Origin of the sequence: Blastococcus sp. TF02A-26 (genome assembly GCF_003319125.1) — a bacterium.
Classification (GTDB): Bacteria; Actinomycetota; Actinomycetes; order Mycobacteriales; family Geodermatophilaceae; genus Trujillonella.
The window spans coordinates 72,569-92,308 of record NZ_QOHG01000012.1; the positions used below are offsets into that span (position 1 = coordinate 72,569).

The following is a 19,740-nucleotide window of genomic DNA, read 5'->3' on the forward strand; positions in this document are numbered from 1 at the left end:
TGTCAGACCTCGAACGTATGTTCGGTGCATGTCGTTGGTCGCCGGTTCGGTCTCCCTCGTAGAGGGGGTGTTGGTCGACTGGTTCGTGGAGCAGCCGGCCGAGCTGCCGCGGCTACCGGTGACGCTGGTGAGCCGGGAGCAGGCGGCAGCGGAGTTGCAGCGGGTGGTGGCGCAGCGGGCGATGCTGGCGGCGTACGAGGCGGAGCTGGTGGCGGCGATGGCCGACGAGTCGCCCGACACCGATGACCCGCCGCCCGGGGTGCGGGGTGCTCGCGGGTCGTGGGGTGCGCAGGCGCGGCCGGCGGGGGTGTCGGAGTTCTTCCCCGCGGAGCTGGCGGTGGTGCTGAACTGCGGGCGGGGGACGGCGTCGAACCTGATCGGGCGGGCGTTGGTCTGGCGGGCGAAGTTGCCGGGCACCTTGGCGCTGCTGGGGTCGGGGGCGTTGGACGAGGCGCGGGCGAAGGTGCTGGCCGAGGTGGTCGAGCAGGCCGAGCCGGGGGTGGCGCGGCGGGTGGAGGCGCAGCTGCTGGAGCAGGCGACCGAGCTCTCGGTCGGGAAGCTGCGCACGCGAGCGCAGGCGCTGCTGGTCGCGGTCGATCCGGGCGGGGTGGACGAGCGCCGGGCGCGGGCGCAGAAGACCGCGGATGTACGGATCTACCCCTCGACGCGGGAGGGGATGGCCACCGTGACGGTGGACCTGCCCGCCGACGAGGCCGCGGCGGTGCACGACGCGCTGACCCGGTACGCCGGGATGCTCAAGGACGACGGCGACCAGCGGCCGGTCGGGCAGCTGCGGACGCGGGTGTTCGTGGATCTGGTGCTGCGGCCGTGGGACACGACCCGTCCTGCGGTGACCGCGCACCTGCAGGTGTCGGCATCGATGGGGTCGCTGGCGGGGACGTCGACCGAGGCCGGTGAGGTGAGCGGGCTGGCGATCACCGCCGGGCATGTGCGGGAGCTCGTGCGGCAGCTGGACGGGTGCGGGCTGCGGGCGCCGGGGGGCGGGTCGGTAACGGTGGCGGTCACCGACGACGACGGCGCGCTGCTGGCCACCGCCACTCCTGCGCAGCTCCGGCAGGTGGCGCGGCGCGGGTGTCCCGACCACCCGGCTGACCAGGGGTGCGATTGCGCGGTGCTCGGGCGGCCGGCGGCGGTGGACCGCTACCGGCCGAGCGCAGCGCAGCAGCGGTTCGTGCACACCCGCGACCGCACCTGCCGCTTCCCCAATTGCGGTCAGCGGGTGGGCTGGGCTGATGCCGACCACGTGATCCCGCACGCCTGCGGTGGGGAGACCGACTGCGGCAACTTGTGCTGCCTGTGCCGCAGCCACCACCGGCTCAAGACCTTCGCCCCCGGCTGGCAGTTCGAGATGACCTCCGCCGGGGTGCTCACCGTGACCACCCCGTCTGGGGTCACCCGGACCACCCGACCACCGGGCCTGCGACCACCACCACAACCATCCGACGCCGACGAGGACCGGCCCGCTGGAGGACAGGGACCGGGCCCTCGACCACGGCCGAGGCCACCCGGGACCCGCGACCTGATCCGACGATCACGGGTCGGTCCGCACAGCCCGCCGGTCGAATGTGGCGACGACCCCACGCCGTTCTGACCACGAGCCGACGAGCAGACACGACGACACGGGGACGAAGCGACACGTCCCCATGTCGACGTGTGTCGGTGGCGTCCTGTGGCGAGCGTGTGACGCGCTCGCCCGGACGGCCGACGTCCGGGTGGGCGCGGCCGCTGGGGACCGGTCGCGCCCACCCGGCGTCTCAGGCGGCAGTCCTCACTGGTTCAGCCACATCCCGTCGACCAGGACGGTCCCGGCTCCCGAGATGACCACTCCCTGCAGGCGGCCGTCGCGCGTGAGGACCACCTCCTCGGTCTCGGCGATCAGCACGGCGGGGTAGATCTCCGCGGTCCGCTCCTCGACCCGCTGGTAGGCGTCCCGGCGCTCGGCCTCGTCGGTGGCCGCCCGGGCCGCGTCGAGTGCCTCGTCCAGCTCGGCGTCCTCGATGCCGCTGTAGTTCGAGAACGACTCCGAGTGCAGGTGCGCCCACCACTGGGGCTCCGGGTCGACGAACTGCACGCCGGCGGTGATCGCCTGGTGCGACTTGCCGGTCAGCGCGCCGGTGGCCCCGGCGAAGTCCCGGTTGTCGATCTCCACCGTCACGTCGTCGTAGGCGCTCAACTGCGTCTGGATGGACTGGGCGATCCCGGTGGAGTCGGGCGTCGGGAAGGTGACGATGGTGAAGGAGACCGGCTTGCCCTCGGCGGCCAGTTCGGCGAAGAGCTCCTCCGCCCGCTCCGGGTCCGGGCCGGGGAGGTGGTCCCCGGTGTAGAAGGGCGAGCTCTCGGCGAACCAGGACGACGGGGCGGTGGCCTGCCCCTCGAACACCGCCTGGCTGACCGCCTCCAGGTCGATGGCCTTGTAGACCGCCTCCCGGGCACGCACGTCGTCGAACGGCGCGACGGTGGTGTTGAACAGGAACTCGGTGCCGCCGTTGGGCCGGTTCTCCGCAGCGATGTCGAAGCCGGCCTCCTCGGCCCGCGCGGTGATCTGCGTGCTGCCGTTGAGGATCGCGTCGGTGGCACCGCTCTGCAGCGCGTTGTACCGCTGCTCGGCGTCGTTGGCCACGGACAGCGTGAGGCCGTCGAGGTAGGGCTTCGGGGCGTCCCAGTACCTGTCGTTCCGGAGCAGCCGAAGCTCCCCGCCGCGGGTCCAGCTCTCCAGGACGAAGGGCCCGGCCCCGATCGGGTTCGCGTCGAACGCGGCCTGCCCCTGTGTCAGCGCCGCCGGGGCGCCGATCCAGTTGAGCGCGCTCGTGGTGATGGCACCGCCGAAGTTGGGCGTGGGCCGGTTGAGCGTGAACTCGAAGGTCACCGCGTCCACCGTCCGGAGGTCACCGAGCCCCAGACCGACGGCGAGCACCGGGGCGCGCAGGCCGATGTCCTTCGCCCGCGCCCAGTTGGCCCGGACCGCCTCGGCGTCCAGCGGGCTCCCGTCGGAGAAGGTCAGCCCCTCCTGGAGCGTCATGCGGTAGGTCGTGCCACCGTCGGTGGTCTCCAGGCTCTCGGCCATCGCCGGGCTGAGGTCACCGGTGACCGGGTCCTGGGTGAACAGCGCCCCGTAGAGCGCGCTGCCCACCAGGGAGTTGGTCGTCAGGTTGTTGCCCAGGAACGCCGGGTCCAGCGTCCGCGGCTCGCTGACCAGCCCGATCTTGGCGGTGCCACCCGCCACCGGGTCACCGACGGGCGCGTCGGCGGAGCCGCCCCCTCCGTCGTCGTCGCTCCCGCCGCCGCAGGCGGTCAACGCCAGCGCGGCGGCGGCCAGCAGGGCCAGTGTGCGGTGCCATCTGCGGTGCATCGGGATCCTCGTCTGCTCGGGGAGGGGCCGCCCGGGGCGCGCCGGGTCGGGTGTGCCACCCGGCGGTCCGCCGGGATCGAGCGACGCCGCCGCGGCACGGACGGCGCTGGAGCCAGAGCGACGCGGGGTCAGTCGTAGACGACGACCCCGCGGATGTTGCGACCTGCGCGCATGTCGGCGAAGCCCTCGTTGAGGGTCTCGAGCGTGTAGCGGTTGGTGATCAGCTCGTCGAGCTTGAGCTGCCCGTGGCGGTACATCCGGAGCAGCCCCGGGATGTCCCGCGAGAAGTTGGACTCGCCGAACAGCGAGCCCTGGATGCGCTTCTGGAACAGGGTCAGGTGCCGGGTCGAGACGGGGAGGCTGTGGTCGTCGGCGGCCCGCGGCAGGCCGGTGAGGACGACGGTGCCGGCCTTGCGGATCGCCTCGACCGCCTGTGCGATCTGCTCGCCGGTGACGACGCCGACGCACACGACGCACGAGTCGGCGCCCTGTCCGTTGGTGAACCCCCGGGCGATCTGCGTCGCCTCCTCCATGGTGGCCGCGGTGTGCGTGGCACCGAAGGAGCCGGCGACCTCGCGCTTGGCCGCGACCGGGTCGACGGCGATCACGACCGACGCCCCGGCGTGCGCTGCGCCCTGGACGGCGTTCATCCCGATGCCGCCGACGCCCATGACCATCACGACGTCCCCGGGCCGCACGCCCGCCGACCGCACCGCGGAGCCCCAGCCGGTCGGGACGCCGCACCCCAGCAGCGCGGCGACCTCGAGCGGGACGTCGTCCGGGATCTTGACGGCGGACTGCACCGACACGGTGGAGTACCGGCTGAACGCGGCCACCCCCGCCGCCTGGCCGACCGGCGCCCCGTCGAGGGAGAAGCGGCGGGTCCCGTCGGGCCGGATGCCGGCCAGCACCAGGGCACCGTTGTCGCACAGGTTCTGCATCCCCGAGGCGCACCAGCGGCACATGCCGCAGGCGGGCAGGAAGCTCATGACGACGCGGTCGCCGGCCGACCACCCCGGCGTGTGCGGTCCGACCTCCTCGACGACCCCGGCCGCCTCGTGCCCGCCGGCGATGGGCAGCGCGCCGGGCGGGAGCACCAGGTCACCGCTGGTCATGTGGTCGTCGGAGTGGCAGAGGCCGGCCGCCGCCATGCGCACCAGCAGTTCGCCCTGGCGCGGCGCCTCGAGGTCGAGGTCGACCACCTCCCACGTGCCGGGCTGCTCGAAGAGGACGGCTGTCTGCGTCCGCATGGGCGGAACTCCTTCGTCGTCGCTGGGATCGGGCGCCGGTCGGGCGCGGGTCAGCTCTGCGGACCGCGCGGAGGAGCCCCCGTCGCCGCCATCGCCGCGTCGATGTGGTCCATCAGGGACGCCAGGGCGGCCGCGGGGTTGAGCTCGATGACCTCGCTCGGCTCGTCGTAGAGCAGCGTGTGCCCGGCCGGGAAGAAGTACAGCTCCCCGGCCGTCGCCACCTCGTCCGGCCAGTCGGTGCCGGGGTAGCGGGAGCGGATGGTCCCGCTGAGCACGTAGCCGTAGTGCGGGCACGGGCACACGCCGCCGGGGAGACCGGCGTAGAGCGGCGTGCAGTCGGCCATGGGAGCCACGGTGAACCCGACCTCCAGGTCGCCCCACCGCACCGACCGGAAGCCTGTGTGCGGCCACCGGCCGCCGCCGTCGAGCGGCAGGTCCTGGGGTCTCGAGACGGGCATGGGGGTCCTCTCGGAGGCGGGGGCAGGAGGCTGCGGAGGTCGGCGCGGGAGCCGCGGGGGTGTTCCGTGGGTCACACTGTATTGGATACTGTATAAATCATTACGAGACAAGAGGCCGCCGAGCGCGGCCGCTCACGACGCGGTACGGACGGCCGGGGCGACGGTCGTGAGGAGCGTCCGCAGCTGATCGGGACCGCGCCGGCAGGGGAGCAGCACCAGCTCGTCGGCCCCCGCGCTCACGTACTCGCACAGCCGCGCGGCCACCTGCGCCGGCGTGCCCACGGCCGCGATCCGGTCGAGCATCGCGTCGAACTCCTGCCGGTAGGTCCCCCCGAGGAAGGCCGCCGCGTCCTGCCGGGCCCGCTGGCCGTCGTCGTCCGCGCACACCGGCACGTACGCGATCCAGCGGAAACCGGTGAGGTCCCGGCCCGCGTCGGCCGCCAGCCCGCGGATCGCCGCGACCGACTCGGCGAACCGGCGCGGTGAGTACATGTACGGGATCCAGCCGTCGCCGAGCAGGGCGGCGCGGCGCATCGCCGGTGGCTGACGCCCGGCGACGACGATCGGCGGGCCGCCCGGCGTGACCGGCGGTGGCTGCAGCCGCACCCCGGACATGGGGAAGGCGGGCCCGGCCGAGTCCACCGGATCCCCGGACCACAGCCGCCGCATGAGCGGGATCGCCTCGTCGGTCCGCCGGCCGCGCTCGGACAGGGGCACCTGGACGGCGGAGAACTCGGCCGGGTACTCCCCGCCGACGCCGATGCCCAGCACCACCCGGCCGCCGGTGACCCGGTCCAGGTCCGCGACCTGCTTGGCCACGAGCGCGGGCGGGTAGAGCGGCAGCAGCAGGACGGCGGACCCGATCGTCACCCGCTCGGTCTGGCCGGCCAGCCGGTGCAGCCAGGCCATCGGCTCGACGCCGGGGTTGACCGAGGCGAGGTGGCCACCGACCCAGAGCGAGTCGGCTCCGAGCGCCTCCGCCTCCCGGACCCCGGCCGCGTCGCCGGGGGCCACGAGCCCGATCCGCACGGGGGGCCGGCCGCCGCCGGACGCGGTCACGGTGGACCGCCCCCGACGCGCCGACCGATCAGCGGCCCGGGTCCTTGGTGATCAGCCCCCGCTCGGCGAAGAGCTCCACGGCCGCCTCCGCGGCGCGGCGGTAGGTCCTGACCAGGATGCGCTCGGCACCGTCGGCGTCCCCGCGCACGATGGCGTCGTACAGCTTCTGCACGACCGCCTTCTGCGCCGGCCTGGCCTCGGGGATCTCGACGAAGTAGTTGTTCGGGATGAGGGTGCCGCTCATCAGCCGGCCCACGGCGGACAGCCGCGAGGACCGCCCCGCGGCGACCAGTCCCTGGAAGAAGGCGGTGTTGGCCCGCCAGAACTCGTCGGGGTCGGTGGCCTCCTGCACCGCCCGGTTGAGCGGCTCCAGCGACGCCACGTCGGCGTTCCGCTCGATCACCCGGCGCGCCGCGAAGGAGTGGAAGAGCCCGATCAGCTCGTAGTGGTCGCGGACCGAGTTCTCGTCCAGTCCGTTCACGTACGCGCCCCGGTGCGCCTCGATGCGCAGCCAGCCCTCCCGGTCGAGGGCGATGATCGCCTCCCGGATCGGGACCCGGCTGACCCCCAGCTGCTCGGCGAGCTCCTCCTGCCGGATGCGCTCCCCGGCGGGCAGCTCGCCCTCGAAGATCAGCCGGCGGATGGCCAGCGCCACCCGCTGCGACGTCGTCTGCCGGAGGCTGCCGGGGCCGCCGCCGTCGTCCCACCCGCTCCCCGCGACGTACGACTCCTCGGTCATGCGTCCTCGCATCCGCTCGGGCCGGCGCAGGGCAGGAGGCCCCGTCCCGTCCGCCGACCGCGACAATGTACGGGACCCCGCCGTCTCGGGGCCGCGGGTCGCCGCCGGCTCCGGCAGGCTCCCGCGGACCGCCGTCACAGCGACCCGGGGACGAGGGCGTCATGGTCGTCGGCCGCGGTGCCCAGGCGGGTCAGGAGCTCGGTGGTGATCGGCGGCGCCACCTTGAGCGTGATCGCCCACAGGTAGAAGCCGTGCACGATGCCCCGCCGCACCAGGCGCTGCGCATCCTCGTCGGCGGGCCGGTCCACGCCGCGCGAGGCCAGCGCGTCCAGGTAGTGCCGCAGGAGGTCCCGCTCGGTGCTGCGCCGCTGCTCGGCCGGCAGGGAGGAGGCGATGTGGTACCCGACGTCGAGGTACCAGGGCCCGCGCTGGACGATCTGCCAGTCGACCAGGCAGGAGCGCCCCTCGGCATCGAGGAACAGGTTGCCCACGTGCGCGTCGCCGTGCACCACCGACCAGGGCGAGGCCGTCACGGCCTCGCCGGCGACGAGGGCGTAGGCGTCCTGCAGCCGCTGCGCGTCGCGGGTCCGCGCCGGGACGCCGGCGCCGATCGGCCCGTCGAAGTTGCCCTGGATCACCGGGACGCCGCGCCCGTGCAGCACGTGGGGCAGCCAGGTGTCCAGCCAGCGCCGGCGCCCGACGTCGGGGTGCAGCCAGGTGGCGGCGTGCAGCTGGGCGTACTGCTCGAGGCTCTGCGCGACCTGGTCGGGCGTGTAGGCGCTCAGCGGGTCGAGGAAGGAGCCGCCCTGCGCCTCCACGTCGACGGTGATCACGATGCTCGCCCGGGTCGCCAGGTCGGCGTCGGCGTACACCGACCGCAGCGTGCGGACGCCGGTGCGCTCGGCGATGGAGCCGTAGAACAACGCCTCGCCCATGCCCACGGGGTCGGCCGAGCCGTCGCCGGCGTCGGTGAAGTAGCCCTTCACGTAGAGGTCGCGGGGCAGCTCCTCCGCCGGCACCCCGGTGCAGTCGATCCGGAAGCGGGCGTTGGTCGACACCCGGCTGATCACCTGGCCGGGGGTGACCCCGTGCACCTCGACGTCCGGGAACCGGGTGCGCAGCGCGGCGGTGAGCCAGGCCGGCGACAGCGCCTCGGCCAGGGTCCCCGGGATGGGCGGCGACGCGACGGCCGCCTCGGTCCCGGCGGTCACGCTGCCGCCTCGCAGGCCTGCTGGAGCTGGGTCATTCCTGATCACACCCTCGACTCGTGGACGGGACTGGTGCCGGGCTCGGCGCTGTAGACGAGCGCGCCGCCGAGATGGGGGGAGGAGTGGCAGGACAGCGCGGTGGCGATCCCGCTCCGCTGGCGAGCGCCGGCCCGGCCGGAGACCTGCAGGTAGCACTCGAGCAGCTGCGGGACGCCGTGCATGCGGCCGTTGCCGAGCGAGCCGCCGGACAGCAGCACGGGATCGGCGCCGGGGCGGTCGCTGTCGATCCGGCCGTCGCGGACGTAGTGATGGCCCTCGCCGACCGGGCAGCGGCCCAGCGCCTCCAACCAGAGGAACACCAGCGGCGAGAAGCCGTCGTAGACCTGGACGAGGTCGATCTCGTCCAGCCCCATCCCGGCGGCGGCCCACAGCCGGTCGGCCGTCGTGGCGCCCGCGGCCATGATGTCGTCCAGCGGCCAGTGCGCCGGGAGCCGTCGCCGCGGCGGCGCCCCGCTCGCGTAGCCGGAGACGTGCACCGGCCGGTGCGGCAGGTCGCGGGCCCGCTCGGCGGTCGTCAGCACGAAGGCGGCCGCGCCGTCGACGGGGATGTCGCAGTCGAGGCGGCCGATCGGATCGGCGAGCATCGGCTCGGCCAGGTACTGCTCGGCGGACAGCGGCCGGCCCGACCAGTGCGACCAGGGCAGCCGCGCGCCGTTCTTCCGCGCCTCGACGACCACCTCGGCCAGCGCCTCCCGCGAGGCGCCGTACCGCTGCACGTACTCGTTGTAGGTGAGCCCCATCATCGCCAGCGGGCCGAAGAAGCCCTGGGGTGCGGTCCACTGCAGGCCGCCGCGGAACTCCCCGGCGCTGGTGCCGTGGTAGCTGCCAGCGGGGTTGTGCAGCGCCCGGTGCACCAGCACGTGCTCGGCCGCGCCGCTGGCCACCGCGTTGACCGCCATCGCCATCAGCCCCGGGATCTGCCCCAAGCCGGAGAAGCCGGCCGCGTAGCGCGGGTGCGGGTTGAGCCGCGCGGCCAGCCAGTCGGCGGAGACGACGCTGACGCCGTCGACCACGGCGTGCTCACCGGCGGTGGGCAGCAGGGTGCCCGTCACGAAGCCGTCGATCTGGTCGGGGGTGAGGCCGGCGTCGGCGACGGCCGCGCGCGCGGTGTCCAGCGTCAGCGCGCCCAGGCTGCGGTCGGCGTGCCGCACCACCGGGGACTGGGCGTAGCCGACGATCGCGACCCGGTCGCGCGCCCGGAACCGCGCGCTCACGAGGCCTCGGCGAGCGTGAAGGCGGGGACGGCGACACCGTCGGCCAGGTCCTCGAACGCCACGCGGACCGGCGAGCCGGTCTTCAGCGGCGCGTCGGGCCCGTCGAGCAGCCGCCCGACCAGCCGGACGTCGGGCTGCTCGGCGAGCTCGACGTCGACCAGCACGTAGGGCAGCAGGTCGGCGAAGCCGGGGAGGAAGGACTGGCGGATCACCGTCCAGGACCGGACGACGCCGCGGCCGTCGACCGGGGCGGCGGTGAACCGCGGGTCGGTGCTGCCGCAGGCGTCGCAGGCGACGTTCGGCGGGTGGGTGAGCGTGCCGCAGTCGGAGCAGCGCGACAGCGTCAGCACGTGCCGGGCCGCGGCCTCCCAGAAGGGGGCGGACAGGGCGTCGGGCACGGGCAGCGGGCGCCGGGCCGACGTCACGGGATGACCCCGGCCGACTGCAGCGCCGAGACCTCGTCCCAGCCGTAGCCGAGCTCGAGCAGCACGGCCTCGGTGTGCTCGCCGTGCTCCGGACCGCGGCGCAGCTCCGCCGGGCGGCCGTCGAACTGCACCGGGACGTTGGGCAGCCGGTAGGTGGTGCCGCCGTCGGAGACCGTGCCGACGTAGCCGTTGGCGACCACCTGCGGGTCGTCGACGAGCTCCTCCACCGTCTGCACGACCGCCCAGGGCGCGTCGAAGTCGGCCAGCAGGGCCACCCACTCCTCCAACGTGCGGGCGGCGAACTCCTCGTCGAGGAGGGCGACGCAGGCCGCGCTGTTCTCCCGACGGGCACGGAGGTCGGCGAAGCGCGGGTCGTCGGCGAGCTCCGGGCGCCCGATCAGCCGGCAGAACGGCGCCCAGTACCGGTCGCCCTCCAGGCAGACGAGCTGGACGTGCCGGCCGTCCCGGGTCCGGTAGGCGCCGACCAGGGGGTTGGGCGTGGGGCCGCGACCGGGGTTGGGCCGCGGCGGGGAGCCGCTCATCGCGGCCAGCAGGTCCGACGACAGCGTCCACAGCGCCGTGCCGAGCAGGGAGACGTCGACGACCCCGCCGGTGCCGCTGCGCTCGCGGCGCAGCAGGGCCGCGGCGACGCCGAAGGCCAGGGCCAGGCCGCCGTTGCGGTCGCCCATCGCCCCGCGCTGGCCGATCGGGTACTCGCGGTCGGGTGGGGTGAGCACGTGCGCCAGGCCCCCGCGGGCCCAGTACGCCGAGCCGTCGTAGCCGGCCTGGTCGGCGTCCGGGCCGCGCACCCCGAAGCCGTGGCCGCGGGCGTAGACCAGCCGCGGGTAGCGGGCGGTGAGCTCCTCGGCGCCCAGGCCCAGGCGCTCCAGTGCACCCGGGCGGAGGTTGGTGAGGAGGACGTCGGCCGAGGCGAGCATCCGGTGCAGCACCTCCCGGCCGCCCTCGGTGCGGACGTCGAGGGCGATCGACCGCTTCCCCCGGTTGGCCAGGGCCATGGAGACGTTGACCCCGCCGGCGTCGGAGCCGATGCCCTGGGTCATCAGCCCGCGGTAGGGGTCACCGGTCAGGGGCTCGACGTGCACCACGTCGGCGCCCCAGTCGGCCAGCAGCGCGCCGGCGACCGGCACGAACACCCACTGCGCGAGCTCCACCACGCGGATGCCGTCGAACGCCCCGGGCGCGGGGTCAGCCACGGGGCGTCCGGCCGGCCGGGGTCAGCACCACCACGGGGATCACCCGGTCGGTGCGCTCCTGGTAGACGTCGTAGTTGGGCCACGGGCCGCGGACGACGTCCCACAGCCGGGTCCGCTCGTCGTCTCCCGCGGTGCGGGCCCGCACCGGGAACCGGTCGGCCTTCACCTGGATCTCGGCGTCCGGCCGCTCCAGCAGGTTGAGGTACCAGTTCGGGTGGGTCGGGGCGCCGCCCTGCGAGGCGACGACGAGGAAGTCGCTGCCGTGGGGGGTGAAGATCAGCGGCGTGGTCCGGGGCTCGCCGCTCTTCCGGCCGGTCGTGGTCAGCAGGAGGATCGGCACCCCGTTCCAGAGGTAGCCGACCTCGCCGTCGGTCTCCCGGTACCGCCGCACGTGGTCGGGACCGAACAGCGAGGCGTCGATCTGCTGGTACTGCGCCATGTCGGGTGCTCCCTCAGCGGTCGAAGAGGACGGGGATGGCCGTGGCGCCGCGCTCGTAGAAGCCGACGTACCGCGGGGCCTCCGCGTCAGGGTCCAGTCGCAGGCCCGGGAGCCGGTCGAGCAGCGCGCCGATGCCGGTGAGCATCTCGGCGCGGCGACGTGCATGCCCAGGCAGATGTGCGGGCCGCCGCCGAAGGAGAACATCGGCCGGGGCGGGCGGTGGATGTCGAACTCGTCGGGCCGGTCGAACTTCGCGGGGTCGCGGTTGGCCGCGCCGAGGTTGATGTGCATGACCGCGCCCTCCGGCACCCGCACGCCGTGGAACTCGGTGTCGCGCATGACGAAGCGCGCGAAGCAGGGATCGGTGGGCTGCCAGCGCAGCGCCTCCTCGATCGCCGGTCGCAGCAGCGCCCGGTCCGCCCGGACCTGCTCCAGCACCTCCGGTCGCTGCAGCAGCGCGGTGAGGGTGATGCCCATCTGCTTCCACGTCGTCCCCGAGCCGGCCGCCAGCAGCAGCATGCAGAAGGAGTAGATCTCCGGGTCCGACAGCCGGTGGACGGTGCCGTCCTCCTCCGTCAGCTCGGCCTGGACCAGCACGGTGAGCAGGTCGTCGCCGGGCTCCTCCCGGCGGGCCGCCACGAGCGGCGCGATGATCCCGACGGTCGTCATGGGGTCGTTGGCCGCGCGCAGGTCGAGGGCCTGGTCGACCGGGATGCCGAACGCCCCGGTGATGGTCAGCACCGGGATGGCGGCGCAGAAGTCGACGTTGAGCTCGGCCCGGCCGGCGTCCTGCAGGTGGTCGATCAGGGCGTGCACGACGCCGTCGATGGACTTCCGGATCCACCACTCCACCTGCTTGGGGGCGAACCTCGGCTGCACCAGCGCCCGGTAGCGGCGGTGCTGCTGCCCGCCCATGTTCAGCAGCGTGTTCGTGGGGCTGGGCCTGGAGAGGTCGATCGGCTCGGGGTTGGACGCGAACAGCTCGGCGTCCCGGTAGACGTCGTTGCAGGCGGCGTAGCCGAACGCGGTGAAGTGCGGCCGGTCCGGCTCGGGCAGGCCCTGGAAGAAGTAGTCGCCGGGGAAGTCGGACAGGTCGTGCAGCGACCCCTCGTGCACCGGAGCCCGCTCGCGCAGCCGGTTCCACAGCGGATAGGGGTCGCCCTCGTAGCCGCCGCCCACCCGGGCCATGTAGCTGCCCCGGAGGTCGAACAGCTCGCGTACCCGGGCGGGGTCGAGCAGCGGCGCGGTGTCGGTCATCGCTGGCACTCCTGTCGACCGGCGCGCAGGTGCCGGTCACGGTGAGGGGCGGATCGGATGGGGGAGGGGCCCGGCCTAGAGCGCCAGCGCACCCATCGGGCACGCCTCGACGGCGGTCCGGACGTCGTCCGGGTCGTCGTGCGGCGGGTCCTGGAGGACGGCCTTCGTCTCGTCGTCGTGGGCGAAGGTCCGCGGCGCGTAGACGATGCACAGGCCGGTGCCGAGGCAGGCCTCGCGGTCGATGGCGACCGCGGGGCCGGGGGACGCCTCGTCAGGCACGGGAGACGGCGGGGGGCTCGGCCGGGGTGAACCGGTAGAGCCGCTCGGCGTTGCCCCGCAGCACCTTGTACTGCTGCTCCGGCGTCAGCGGCGCGACCAGCTTCTGCGCGACCTCGATCGAGTCGGGCCAGGTCGAGTCGGAGTGCGGGTAGTCCGTCTCGATCATGATGTTGTCCTCGCCGATCTCGTCGAGACTGGCGATCGCGTGGTGGTCCTCGATGATGCAGCCGAAGACGTGGTCCTTGAACAGCTGCCGGATGTCGAGGGTGTCGAGGTCGACCGACGTGCCGGCGTGCCCGGCGAGCTGCACCCCGCGCTTCACCCAGTGCCGCTGCTTGTCCAGCACCTGCTCGGCCCGCTCGAGGAAGTAGGGCATCCAGCCCGCCTCGCCCTCCGAGAGGGCGATCTTGAGGCCCGGGAACCGGGTGAACAGGCCGCTGAACAGGAAGGACAGCATCGTCCCGGACGTCCGGGTGGCGCCCCAGGCGAGGTTGGCCATGAACGGTGCGTCCTTGGAGATCGACGGCAGCGTGGACGACGAGCCGACGTGCATCGAGACGACCATCTCCAGGTCCGACGCCGCGGCCATGACCGGGTCCCAGTAACCGGCGGGGTCGTGGATGGTCGGCAGGCCGAGCGGCTCGGGGTTCTCGGAGAAGGCGAAGCCGGTCGCGCCCTTGGCCGCGCAGCGCTCCAGCTCCTTCGCGGCGAGGGCCGGGTCCCACAGCGGGATGAGGGTGAGCGGGATGTAGCGGCCCGGTGCGGCGCCGGCCCAGTCCTCGATGACCCAGTCGTTGTAGATCTGCAGCAACTGGAACGCGAACTCGTGGTCCTGGGCCTCGTTGAACAGCTGCCCGCAGAACCGGGTCACCGACGGGAAGCACAGCGAGGCCAGCACGCCGGCGCGGTCCATGTCCTCGAGCCGGGCGACCGGGTCGTAGCAGCCGGGCCGCATCTCCGCGTAGGTGACGGGCTCGGGGCTGAACTCCTCCTTGGACTTGCCGGCGACGGCCGACAGGCCCGAGGTGGGGAGCTTCTTGCCCTCGTACACCCAGTACTCGCTGGTGCCCTCGGTGACGATGTGCGGCGCCCGGTCGTGGTCCTTGGACGGCAGCCGGTCGAGCCACAGGGTCGGCGGCTCGAGGATGTGGTCGTCGACGGAGATGAGCCAGTCGAGGTTCAGGTCCTGCGTCATGGTCTGTGCCGCTCCCTGGGGTGATGGGTTCTAACGGGGCAGTTCGCCGATGGACATGTGCTTGACCTCCTGGAAGGCGCGGATCCCGTCGGGACCGCGCTCCCGTCCCAGCCCGGACTGCTTGTAGCCGCCACTGGGGGCGTAGGCGCTGAAGACGGAGGTGTTGACGTTCACCGCGCCGGTGCGCAGCCGGCGGGCGACGGCCGTGGCGGCAGCGACGTCGGCGCCGTACACCTGGCCCGACAGGCCGTAGTCGCTGTCGTTGGCGATGCGGACGGCGTCGTCGACGTCGCGGTAGCCGATCACCGTGAGGACGGGTCCGAAGATCTCCTCGCGGGCCGCGGGGTTGTCGTTGTCGGGCACGTCGAGCACGGTCGGCTCGACGTAGTGGCCGCGCTCCAGCCCGGCCGGCCGCCCGCCGCCGGTGACGACCTTGCCGCCGTGCTCCTCGGCGAGGGCCACGAAGCGCTCGCAGCGCTCGCGCTGACCGGCGCTGATCACCGGGCCCAGCACCGTGCCGGGGTCGTTCGGCGGGCCGACCCGCAGCGCGCCGTAGGCGGCGGTGACGGCGGCCAGGACGTCGTCCTTGCTCTCCTGCGGGACGAGCATGCGGGTCGCGGCGACGCACGCCTGGCCGGCGGTCGCGGCCACGACGGCCGCGGCCCCCGGGCCCACCCGGTGCAGCGCGTCGGGCAGGTAGATCTGCGCGGACTTGCCGCCGAGCTCCAGCGCCACGTGCTTCACCGTCGGCGCGGCCTGGGCCAGGATCTGCCGGCCGACGGCGGTCGAGCCGGTGAACGACACCATGTCCACCCGCCGGTCGGTGGTCATCACCCGGGCGCCGGCCGACCCCTCCTCGACCACGACGTTGAGGACGCCGGGCGGCAGGCCGACCGCGTCGGCGGCCATGCCGAGTGCCAGCGACGACAGCGGGGTGAGCGGGCTGGGCCGCAGAACGACGGAGTTGCCCGCCATCAGCGCCGGCACCAGCTTCTGCACCGCCATGATGAAGGCGGCGTTGTACGGGGTGATCGCCGAGACGACCCCCACCGGCTCGTGGCGGCGCACGCTGAGCGCGACCCGGCCGCGGACCAGCTCGTCGACCGGCACGGGGTTCGCCTCCTCGTGCGGCAGCGCGAGGTAGAGGTCGACGGTGCGCCGGCCGAGGTCCAGCCCGGCGTCCACCTGCAGCATCCCGGCGAACCAGGCCGGCTGGCCGGCCTCGGCGACGATGCTCGCGACCAGCGGCTCGCGCAGGATGGCCAGGTGGTCGAGCAGGGCCCGCACCGTCTCCGCCCGGGCGGTCGCCGGGAGGTCGGCCCACACCCCGGAGTCGACGCTCGTCCGCGCGGCCGCGACGGCCTCCTCGACCTCCGCCGCGGTGGCGGAGGCGAGCTCGCAGACCACCGACTCCTCGGCCGGGTCCTCGACGCCGAAGGGCCCGCCGTCCTCGGCCCAGCGGCCGGCGACGTAGGAGGAGCGGCGAGCCAGCAGACCACTCATACGGGTCCTCCCAGGGGAGACGGGGCACGCGTCAGTGCCGGTCGTCGGACCGGTGCGTCGGCGTCGGGTCACCGCCCCGTGCGGCGCCGCGAGGGCGGCCGGCCGGCGGATCGCGCCGGCTACGGGAGCGTCGTGTGTGCCGGTGGCCGTCGAGCCGGACCGTCCATCGGCACACCTGGACTGTGGCACACGCCACTACGTGGCGGAAGGCCTTGATGCCATCTCTTATAAAATATCCGACTGACCGCGGCGGGTCGGGCCCGGGAAGCGCCTGCCGCCCGTCTGACGGCGAGCGGGGAAGCCGAGCGGTCCCCGCCGTGGTGAGGAGCGGGGTTCAGGACCGTCGTGGGGAACGGCCGGGCAGCGCCCGGAGCGGTGTCCAGCCGGCCTCGCCACGGGCTGACCGGTCGTGCGCCTCGGCGTTGTCCGCCGCGACGTTGCTCGCCAGGTCCGCGGCGACCGCGTCCCACTCGTCGCGCTCGACCCGCAGGGCCGCTTCGGTCATCCGGGGCCCGATGGCCGGCGAGTCGTCAGGTCGCATCCCGCGACGCCAGGGATGTCGGGTCCAGGGAGCTCGTAGTCGCCCTCGCGTAGCTCGCCCCAGGCGAACCGGCTCTCGGCCAGCTCGTCCTGCAGCTGGCTGTACAGGCCGGCGGCCAGCCACTGCGGGTCGTGGGCCTCGCCGTCTCCGGGGAACCAGCGGATCGGCTCGACCCACTCCCCACGGGCCTTGATCCGGACGCTGACCCACTCCTCCGCCACGATGTCCTGGTCGGGGACGACGGGAGGCAACCGGGACTCGGGCACGTCGAAGATGAGGCCGAGGACGCTGGCATGCGCCTCGCCGGGAGCGATCCCCGGCACCCGGTACGGCGGCGGCGTCTCCAGCACGACGTCGACGACGACGTCCTCGAGCTCGTCCGGCCGCACGAGACTCCGCACGACCGGGAGGACGACGCGGCGCCTGACCTCGTCGAGGTCGCGCAGGTCCAGGTCGTTCGGCACCGGGTGAGGCTAGGGCTCCCCGTCCGGCCAGGCGATCGAGAAACGGCCGAGCCCCCCGCACCCATGGGCACGGGGGGCTCGGGAGGAGCGGAGGGGTCAGGCGTCGCGGGCGTCGTCCGCCGAGCCGCGCTCGCTGCCCAGACCCATCTCGGCGTCGTCGAGCACGCTGGTGCTGACGCCGCGGGTGAGGTTGGGGCTGGAGGCGCGGGCGGCGGCCAGGTGGGCCGACGCCAGGGCCACGGCCCGGTCCTCGTCGCCGGCCTCGATGGCGGCGACCAGCTTCTCGTGGTCGCGCAGCGCGGCGCGGCGGGACTTGCGGGCCAGCGGGGAGGACTCGTCGAGCTCGATGTCGGGGGAGGAGACCTCGGCCCAGGCGCGGGACTCGTGCGCCGTCCACACCTGCTCCAGCGAGCCGATGATCACGATCATCGTCTCGTTGCCGCACTGGCTGACCAGCACCTCGTGGAAGCGGCGGGCCAGCAGCGTGTACTGCGCCGGGTCGTCGAACGCGGCCTGCTGGGCCTCGATGACCTCGCGCAGCGCCGGCACCACCGTCTCGGCGCGGTCGGGGCGGGCCGCGGCCAGCCCCGCGCAGGCGGGCTCCAGGTGCAGCAGCGCGCCGCTCACGTCGCCCAGCGTCGTGCTCCGGACCTGCAGCACCATGCTGATCATCCGGGCGATGCGCTGGCTGGTCGGCAGGTGCACGACCGCGCCGCCGACGTTGCCGCGGCGCACGGAGATGAGGCCCTCGGTCTCGAGGATCCGCATGGCCTCGCGGACCGCCGGCAGGCTGACGCGGAACTGGGTGAACAGCTGCTCCTGACGGGGGAGGCTGTCGCCCTCCTTGAGCTTCCCGCTCAGGATGTCGTCACGCAGGCTCGCGGCGACGATCTCGGCGAGCCGGGGCTGGCGCAGCTGTCTCACGATCTCTCTCCCAACGATTGCACTGTTAGCCACTCTAGTGGCGGAGAGGGTCGTTCCCCCGCACACGAGCGGCCACCTCCCTCGCCGGGAGGAGAGCACCGTCAGCTGCGCGGGAGCTCCCGCCAGGGCCGGCCCTTGTAGGGGTCGGGGTCCCGGGGCAGTCCGAGGACCTTCTCGGCGATGACGTTCTTGTTGACCTCCGTCGTCCCGCCCTCGATGGTGTTCGCCCGGCTGCGCAGCATCCCGCGCACCTCGGCCGGCGCGCTCTCCCAGAACTCGTGGGGGGAGCCCGCCGCGCCGTCCCAGGCGATGCCGGCCGGCCCGAGCAGCTCGGCGGCCAGCGACTGGATGCGCTGGTTGAGGTCGGTGCCCTGCACCTTGCCGATCGAGGCCTCGGGCCCGAGCGTGCCGCCCTCGGCCAGCGTGGAGCGGATGCGCTGGTTGGTCCACCGGCGCGCCTGGTCCTCGGCCCACAGCCGCACGATGCGCTCGCGCACCCCCGGGTCGTCCCAGCCGCCGGCGTGCCCCTCGGCCGAGCGGCGGCGCGCCAGCCGCACGAGGTGCGTGGGCCCGGTGCCGCCGATCCGCTCGACCCCGCCGACGCCGGCCCCGGTCACCATCTGGCGCTCGGCGTTGAGCATCGTCTGGGTGATCGCCCACCCCTCGCGCTCCGCGCCGATCCGGTGGTCGTCGGGGATGCGGGCGCCGTCCATGAACGTCTCGAAGAACTCCACCTCCCCGCCGATGTGCGGCAGCGGCCGGACCGTCACGCCGGGCTGGTGCATCGGGAGGAAGAAGAAGGTGAGCCCGGCGTGCTTGGCGACGTCGGGGTCGGTCCGGGCCAGCAGCACGGCGAAGGAGGCCTGGTCGGCCCACGTCGTCCACACCTTCTGGCCGTCGACCACCCAGCCGTCGCCGTCGCGCACCGCGCGGGTCGACAGTGACGCCAGGTCGCTGCCGGCACCGGGCTCGCTGAGCAGCTGGCACCACAGCTCCTCGGCCCGCACGATCGGCGGCAGGAACCGCCGCCGCTGCGCTGGCGTGCCGTGCGCGAACAGCACCGGCGCCGCCAGGTTCAGGCCCAGCGGGTTGAGCCGGGGCAGGTGGTACGGGCGCAGTACCGCCTCGGCCGCCGCGGCCGCGGGCCGGCTCCAGCCGAGCCCCCCGTGCTCCACCGCCCACGTCGGTGCGACCAGCCCCGAGGTCCCGAAGGCGGGATACCAGGCGCGGTAGTCCTCCGGCGTGCGCACGGTGCGCACCTCACGCGGCCCGCCGCGCTCGGCCGCCTCGCGCCAGCTCGCCGGGATGGCCTCGGCGACCCATCGGCGGGCGGCCTCGGCCGCGGTCTCGGGCGGGGTGTCGGAGCCGGCGAGGTCGGCGAGCGTCGGGTCGGTCACGGGGCGGCCTCCGGGGTCGTACGGACGTCGTGCCGAGCGGCGGTCAGGCCGAGCTCCTCGCCGCGCCACATTGCCCGCTTGCGGGCCCGGGTGGCGGCCGGGTCGGCCTCGGCGATGCGCTCGGCGAGCGTCTGCGCGGCGGTCTCGAGCTCCTCGGGGGCGACGACCTCGCTGACCAGACCCCAGCGCCGGGCGCTCTCGGCGTCCATCCGCTCGTGCGCGCCGAGCAGGGCCAGTCGAGCGGCGACCTGCGCGGGCACCCGGTGCACCAGGCCGACCGCCTCCCAGTTGCTGGCCTGCCCGACGCTGACGTGCGGATCGGTGAACGAGGCGGCGGTGGAGGCGATCGCGACGTCGGCGTCGACGACGAAGTGCAGGCCGCCGCCGGCGCAGACGCCGTTGACCGCGACCACGACCGGCGTCTCGACCCCGAGGTGCCAGCCGGTCAGCGCCAGGTCGGCGTTCTTGGTGCGGCGGCTCTGCTCGCGCAGGCCGTCGCGGTCCTGCGCCAGCGCGACGACGTCCAGGCCGGTCTGGAAGGCCCGGCCCCGGCCGGTCACCACGATGCAGCGGACGCCCGCGTCGGCGTCGAGTTCGCGCCACGCGGCGGGGAGCTCGGCCATCATCACCGGGTCCATGGCGTTGCCGACCCGGGGGCGGTCGAAGACCAGCCAGCCGACCGGTCCGCGCCGCTCGACCGCGAGGGTCGTGTACCCAGGGGGCACCGTGTCCATCCCCGCCCCT

19 protein-coding genes are annotated in these 19,740 nt (G+C 74.1%); 1 reads left to right on the plus strand and 18 read right to left on the minus strand.

Features of this window, described 5'->3' with window-relative positions:
- Nucleotides 1-28: 28 nt before the first annotated feature.
- Nucleotides 29-1,612 carry an HNH endonuclease signature motif containing protein gene (locus tag DQ240_RS14670; protein ID WP_113840362.1) on the plus strand — a complete coding sequence of 528 codons (1,584 nt, stop codon included), beginning with the start codon at nucleotides 29-31 and terminating at the stop codon, nucleotides 1,610-1,612.
- Between the two features lie 177 nt (nucleotides 1,613-1,789).
- Here the strand turns inward: DQ240_RS14670 and DQ240_RS14675 are convergent, their stop codons facing one another.
- From DQ240_RS14675 to DQ240_RS14760, 18 genes are all read right to left on the minus strand, one after another.
- Nucleotides 1,790-3,370, minus strand: a complete 1,581-nt coding sequence (locus DQ240_RS14675) for an ABC transporter substrate-binding protein (protein WP_113840363.1) — start codon at nucleotides 3,368-3,370, stop codon at nucleotides 1,790-1,792.
- A gap of 128 nt (nucleotides 3,371-3,498) precedes the next feature.
- Complete coding sequence (locus DQ240_RS14680) at nucleotides 3,499-4,620, minus strand: NDMA-dependent alcohol dehydrogenase (protein ID WP_113840364.1); 1,122 nt, start codon at nucleotides 4,618-4,620, stop codon at nucleotides 3,499-3,501.
- A 50-nt stretch (nucleotides 4,621-4,670) separates the two neighbouring features.
- The gene (locus DQ240_RS14685) at nucleotides 4,671-5,078 is read right to left on the minus strand and encodes a hypothetical protein (protein WP_113840365.1); all 408 of its coding nucleotides are present in this window, start codon (nucleotides 5,076-5,078) and stop codon (nucleotides 4,671-4,673) included.
- A gap of 132 nt (nucleotides 5,079-5,210) precedes the next feature.
- Nucleotides 5,211-6,137, minus strand: a complete 927-nt coding sequence (locus tag DQ240_RS14690) for an LLM class flavin-dependent oxidoreductase (protein WP_199589325.1) — start codon at nucleotides 6,135-6,137, stop codon at nucleotides 5,211-5,213.
- Nucleotides 6,138-6,165: 28 nt separating this feature from the next.
- Complete coding sequence (locus DQ240_RS14695; RefSeq protein ID WP_158548716.1) at nucleotides 6,166-6,876, minus strand: GntR family transcriptional regulator; 711 nt, start codon at nucleotides 6,874-6,876, stop codon at nucleotides 6,166-6,168.
- Nucleotides 6,877-7,010: 134 nt separating this feature from the next.
- Entirely contained in the window at nucleotides 7,011-8,087 is a 1,077-nt protein-coding gene (locus DQ240_RS14700) for a phosphotransferase (protein WP_113840367.1), read from the minus strand.
- Nucleotides 8,088-8,128: 41 nt separating this feature from the next.
- The gene (locus tag DQ240_RS14705) at nucleotides 8,129-9,358 is read right to left on the minus strand and encodes a thiolase family protein (RefSeq protein WP_113840368.1); all 1,230 of its coding nucleotides are present in this window, start codon (nucleotides 9,356-9,358) and stop codon (nucleotides 8,129-8,131) included.
- Nucleotides 9,355-9,783, minus strand: coding sequence for a Zn-ribbon domain-containing OB-fold protein (locus tag DQ240_RS14710; protein ID WP_199589326.1), 429 nt, complete (start codon nucleotides 9,781-9,783; stop codon nucleotides 9,355-9,357). Before DQ240_RS14710 ends, DQ240_RS14705 begins: the two co-directional genes overlap by 4 nt.
- Nucleotides 9,780-10,997, minus strand: coding sequence for a CaiB/BaiF CoA-transferase family protein (locus DQ240_RS14715; RefSeq protein ID WP_113840369.1), 1,218 nt, complete (start codon nucleotides 10,995-10,997; stop codon nucleotides 9,780-9,782). The genes DQ240_RS14710 and DQ240_RS14715 overlap by 4 nt, the downstream gene beginning before the upstream one ends.
- The gene (locus DQ240_RS14725) at nucleotides 10,990-12,693 is read right to left on the minus strand and encodes a nitroreductase/quinone reductase family protein (RefSeq protein WP_199589327.1); all 1,704 of its coding nucleotides are present in this window, start codon (nucleotides 12,691-12,693) and stop codon (nucleotides 10,990-10,992) included. Before DQ240_RS14725 ends, DQ240_RS14715 begins: the two co-directional genes overlap by 8 nt.
- Nucleotides 12,694-12,768: 75 nt before the next feature.
- A complete protein-coding gene (locus DQ240_RS14730) occupies nucleotides 12,769-12,972 on the minus strand; it encodes a ferredoxin (RefSeq protein WP_113840371.1) in 204 nt (67 codons plus the stop codon).
- Entirely contained in the window at nucleotides 12,965-14,167 is a 1,203-nt protein-coding gene (locus DQ240_RS14735) for an amidohydrolase family protein (protein ID WP_113840372.1), read from the minus strand. The genes DQ240_RS14730 and DQ240_RS14735 overlap by 8 nt, the downstream gene beginning before the upstream one ends.
- A gap of 30 nt (nucleotides 14,168-14,197) precedes the next feature.
- Nucleotides 14,198-15,670 (minus strand): aldehyde dehydrogenase family protein, encoded by a 1,473-nt coding sequence (locus tag DQ240_RS14740; RefSeq protein WP_113840373.1) that lies wholly within the window; start codon nucleotides 15,668-15,670, stop codon nucleotides 14,198-14,200.
- A gap of 334 nt (nucleotides 15,671-16,004) precedes the next feature.
- Nucleotides 16,005-16,175: a hypothetical protein gene (locus tag DQ240_RS23315; protein ID WP_158548719.1), complete on the minus strand. Its 171-nt coding sequence runs from the start codon at nucleotides 16,173-16,175 to the stop codon at nucleotides 16,005-16,007.
- Nucleotides 16,172-16,675: a hypothetical protein gene (locus DQ240_RS14745; RefSeq protein WP_113840374.1), complete on the minus strand. Its 504-nt coding sequence runs from the start codon at nucleotides 16,673-16,675 to the stop codon at nucleotides 16,172-16,174. Before DQ240_RS14745 ends, DQ240_RS23315 begins: the two co-directional genes overlap by 4 nt.
- A gap of 96 nt (nucleotides 16,676-16,771) precedes the next feature.
- A complete protein-coding gene (locus DQ240_RS14750) occupies nucleotides 16,772-17,599 on the minus strand; it encodes a FadR/GntR family transcriptional regulator (RefSeq protein WP_199589328.1) in 828 nt (275 codons plus the stop codon).
- A 101-nt stretch (nucleotides 17,600-17,700) separates the two neighbouring features.
- Nucleotides 17,701-18,996, minus strand: coding sequence for an acyl-CoA dehydrogenase family protein (locus DQ240_RS14755; RefSeq protein ID WP_113840375.1), 1,296 nt, complete (start codon nucleotides 18,994-18,996; stop codon nucleotides 17,701-17,703).
- Entirely contained in the window at nucleotides 18,993-19,730 is a 738-nt protein-coding gene (locus DQ240_RS14760; RefSeq protein WP_113840376.1) for an enoyl-CoA hydratase/isomerase family protein, read from the minus strand. The genes DQ240_RS14755 and DQ240_RS14760 overlap by 4 nt, the downstream gene beginning before the upstream one ends.
- Between the last annotated feature and the right edge of the window lie 10 nt (nucleotides 19,731-19,740).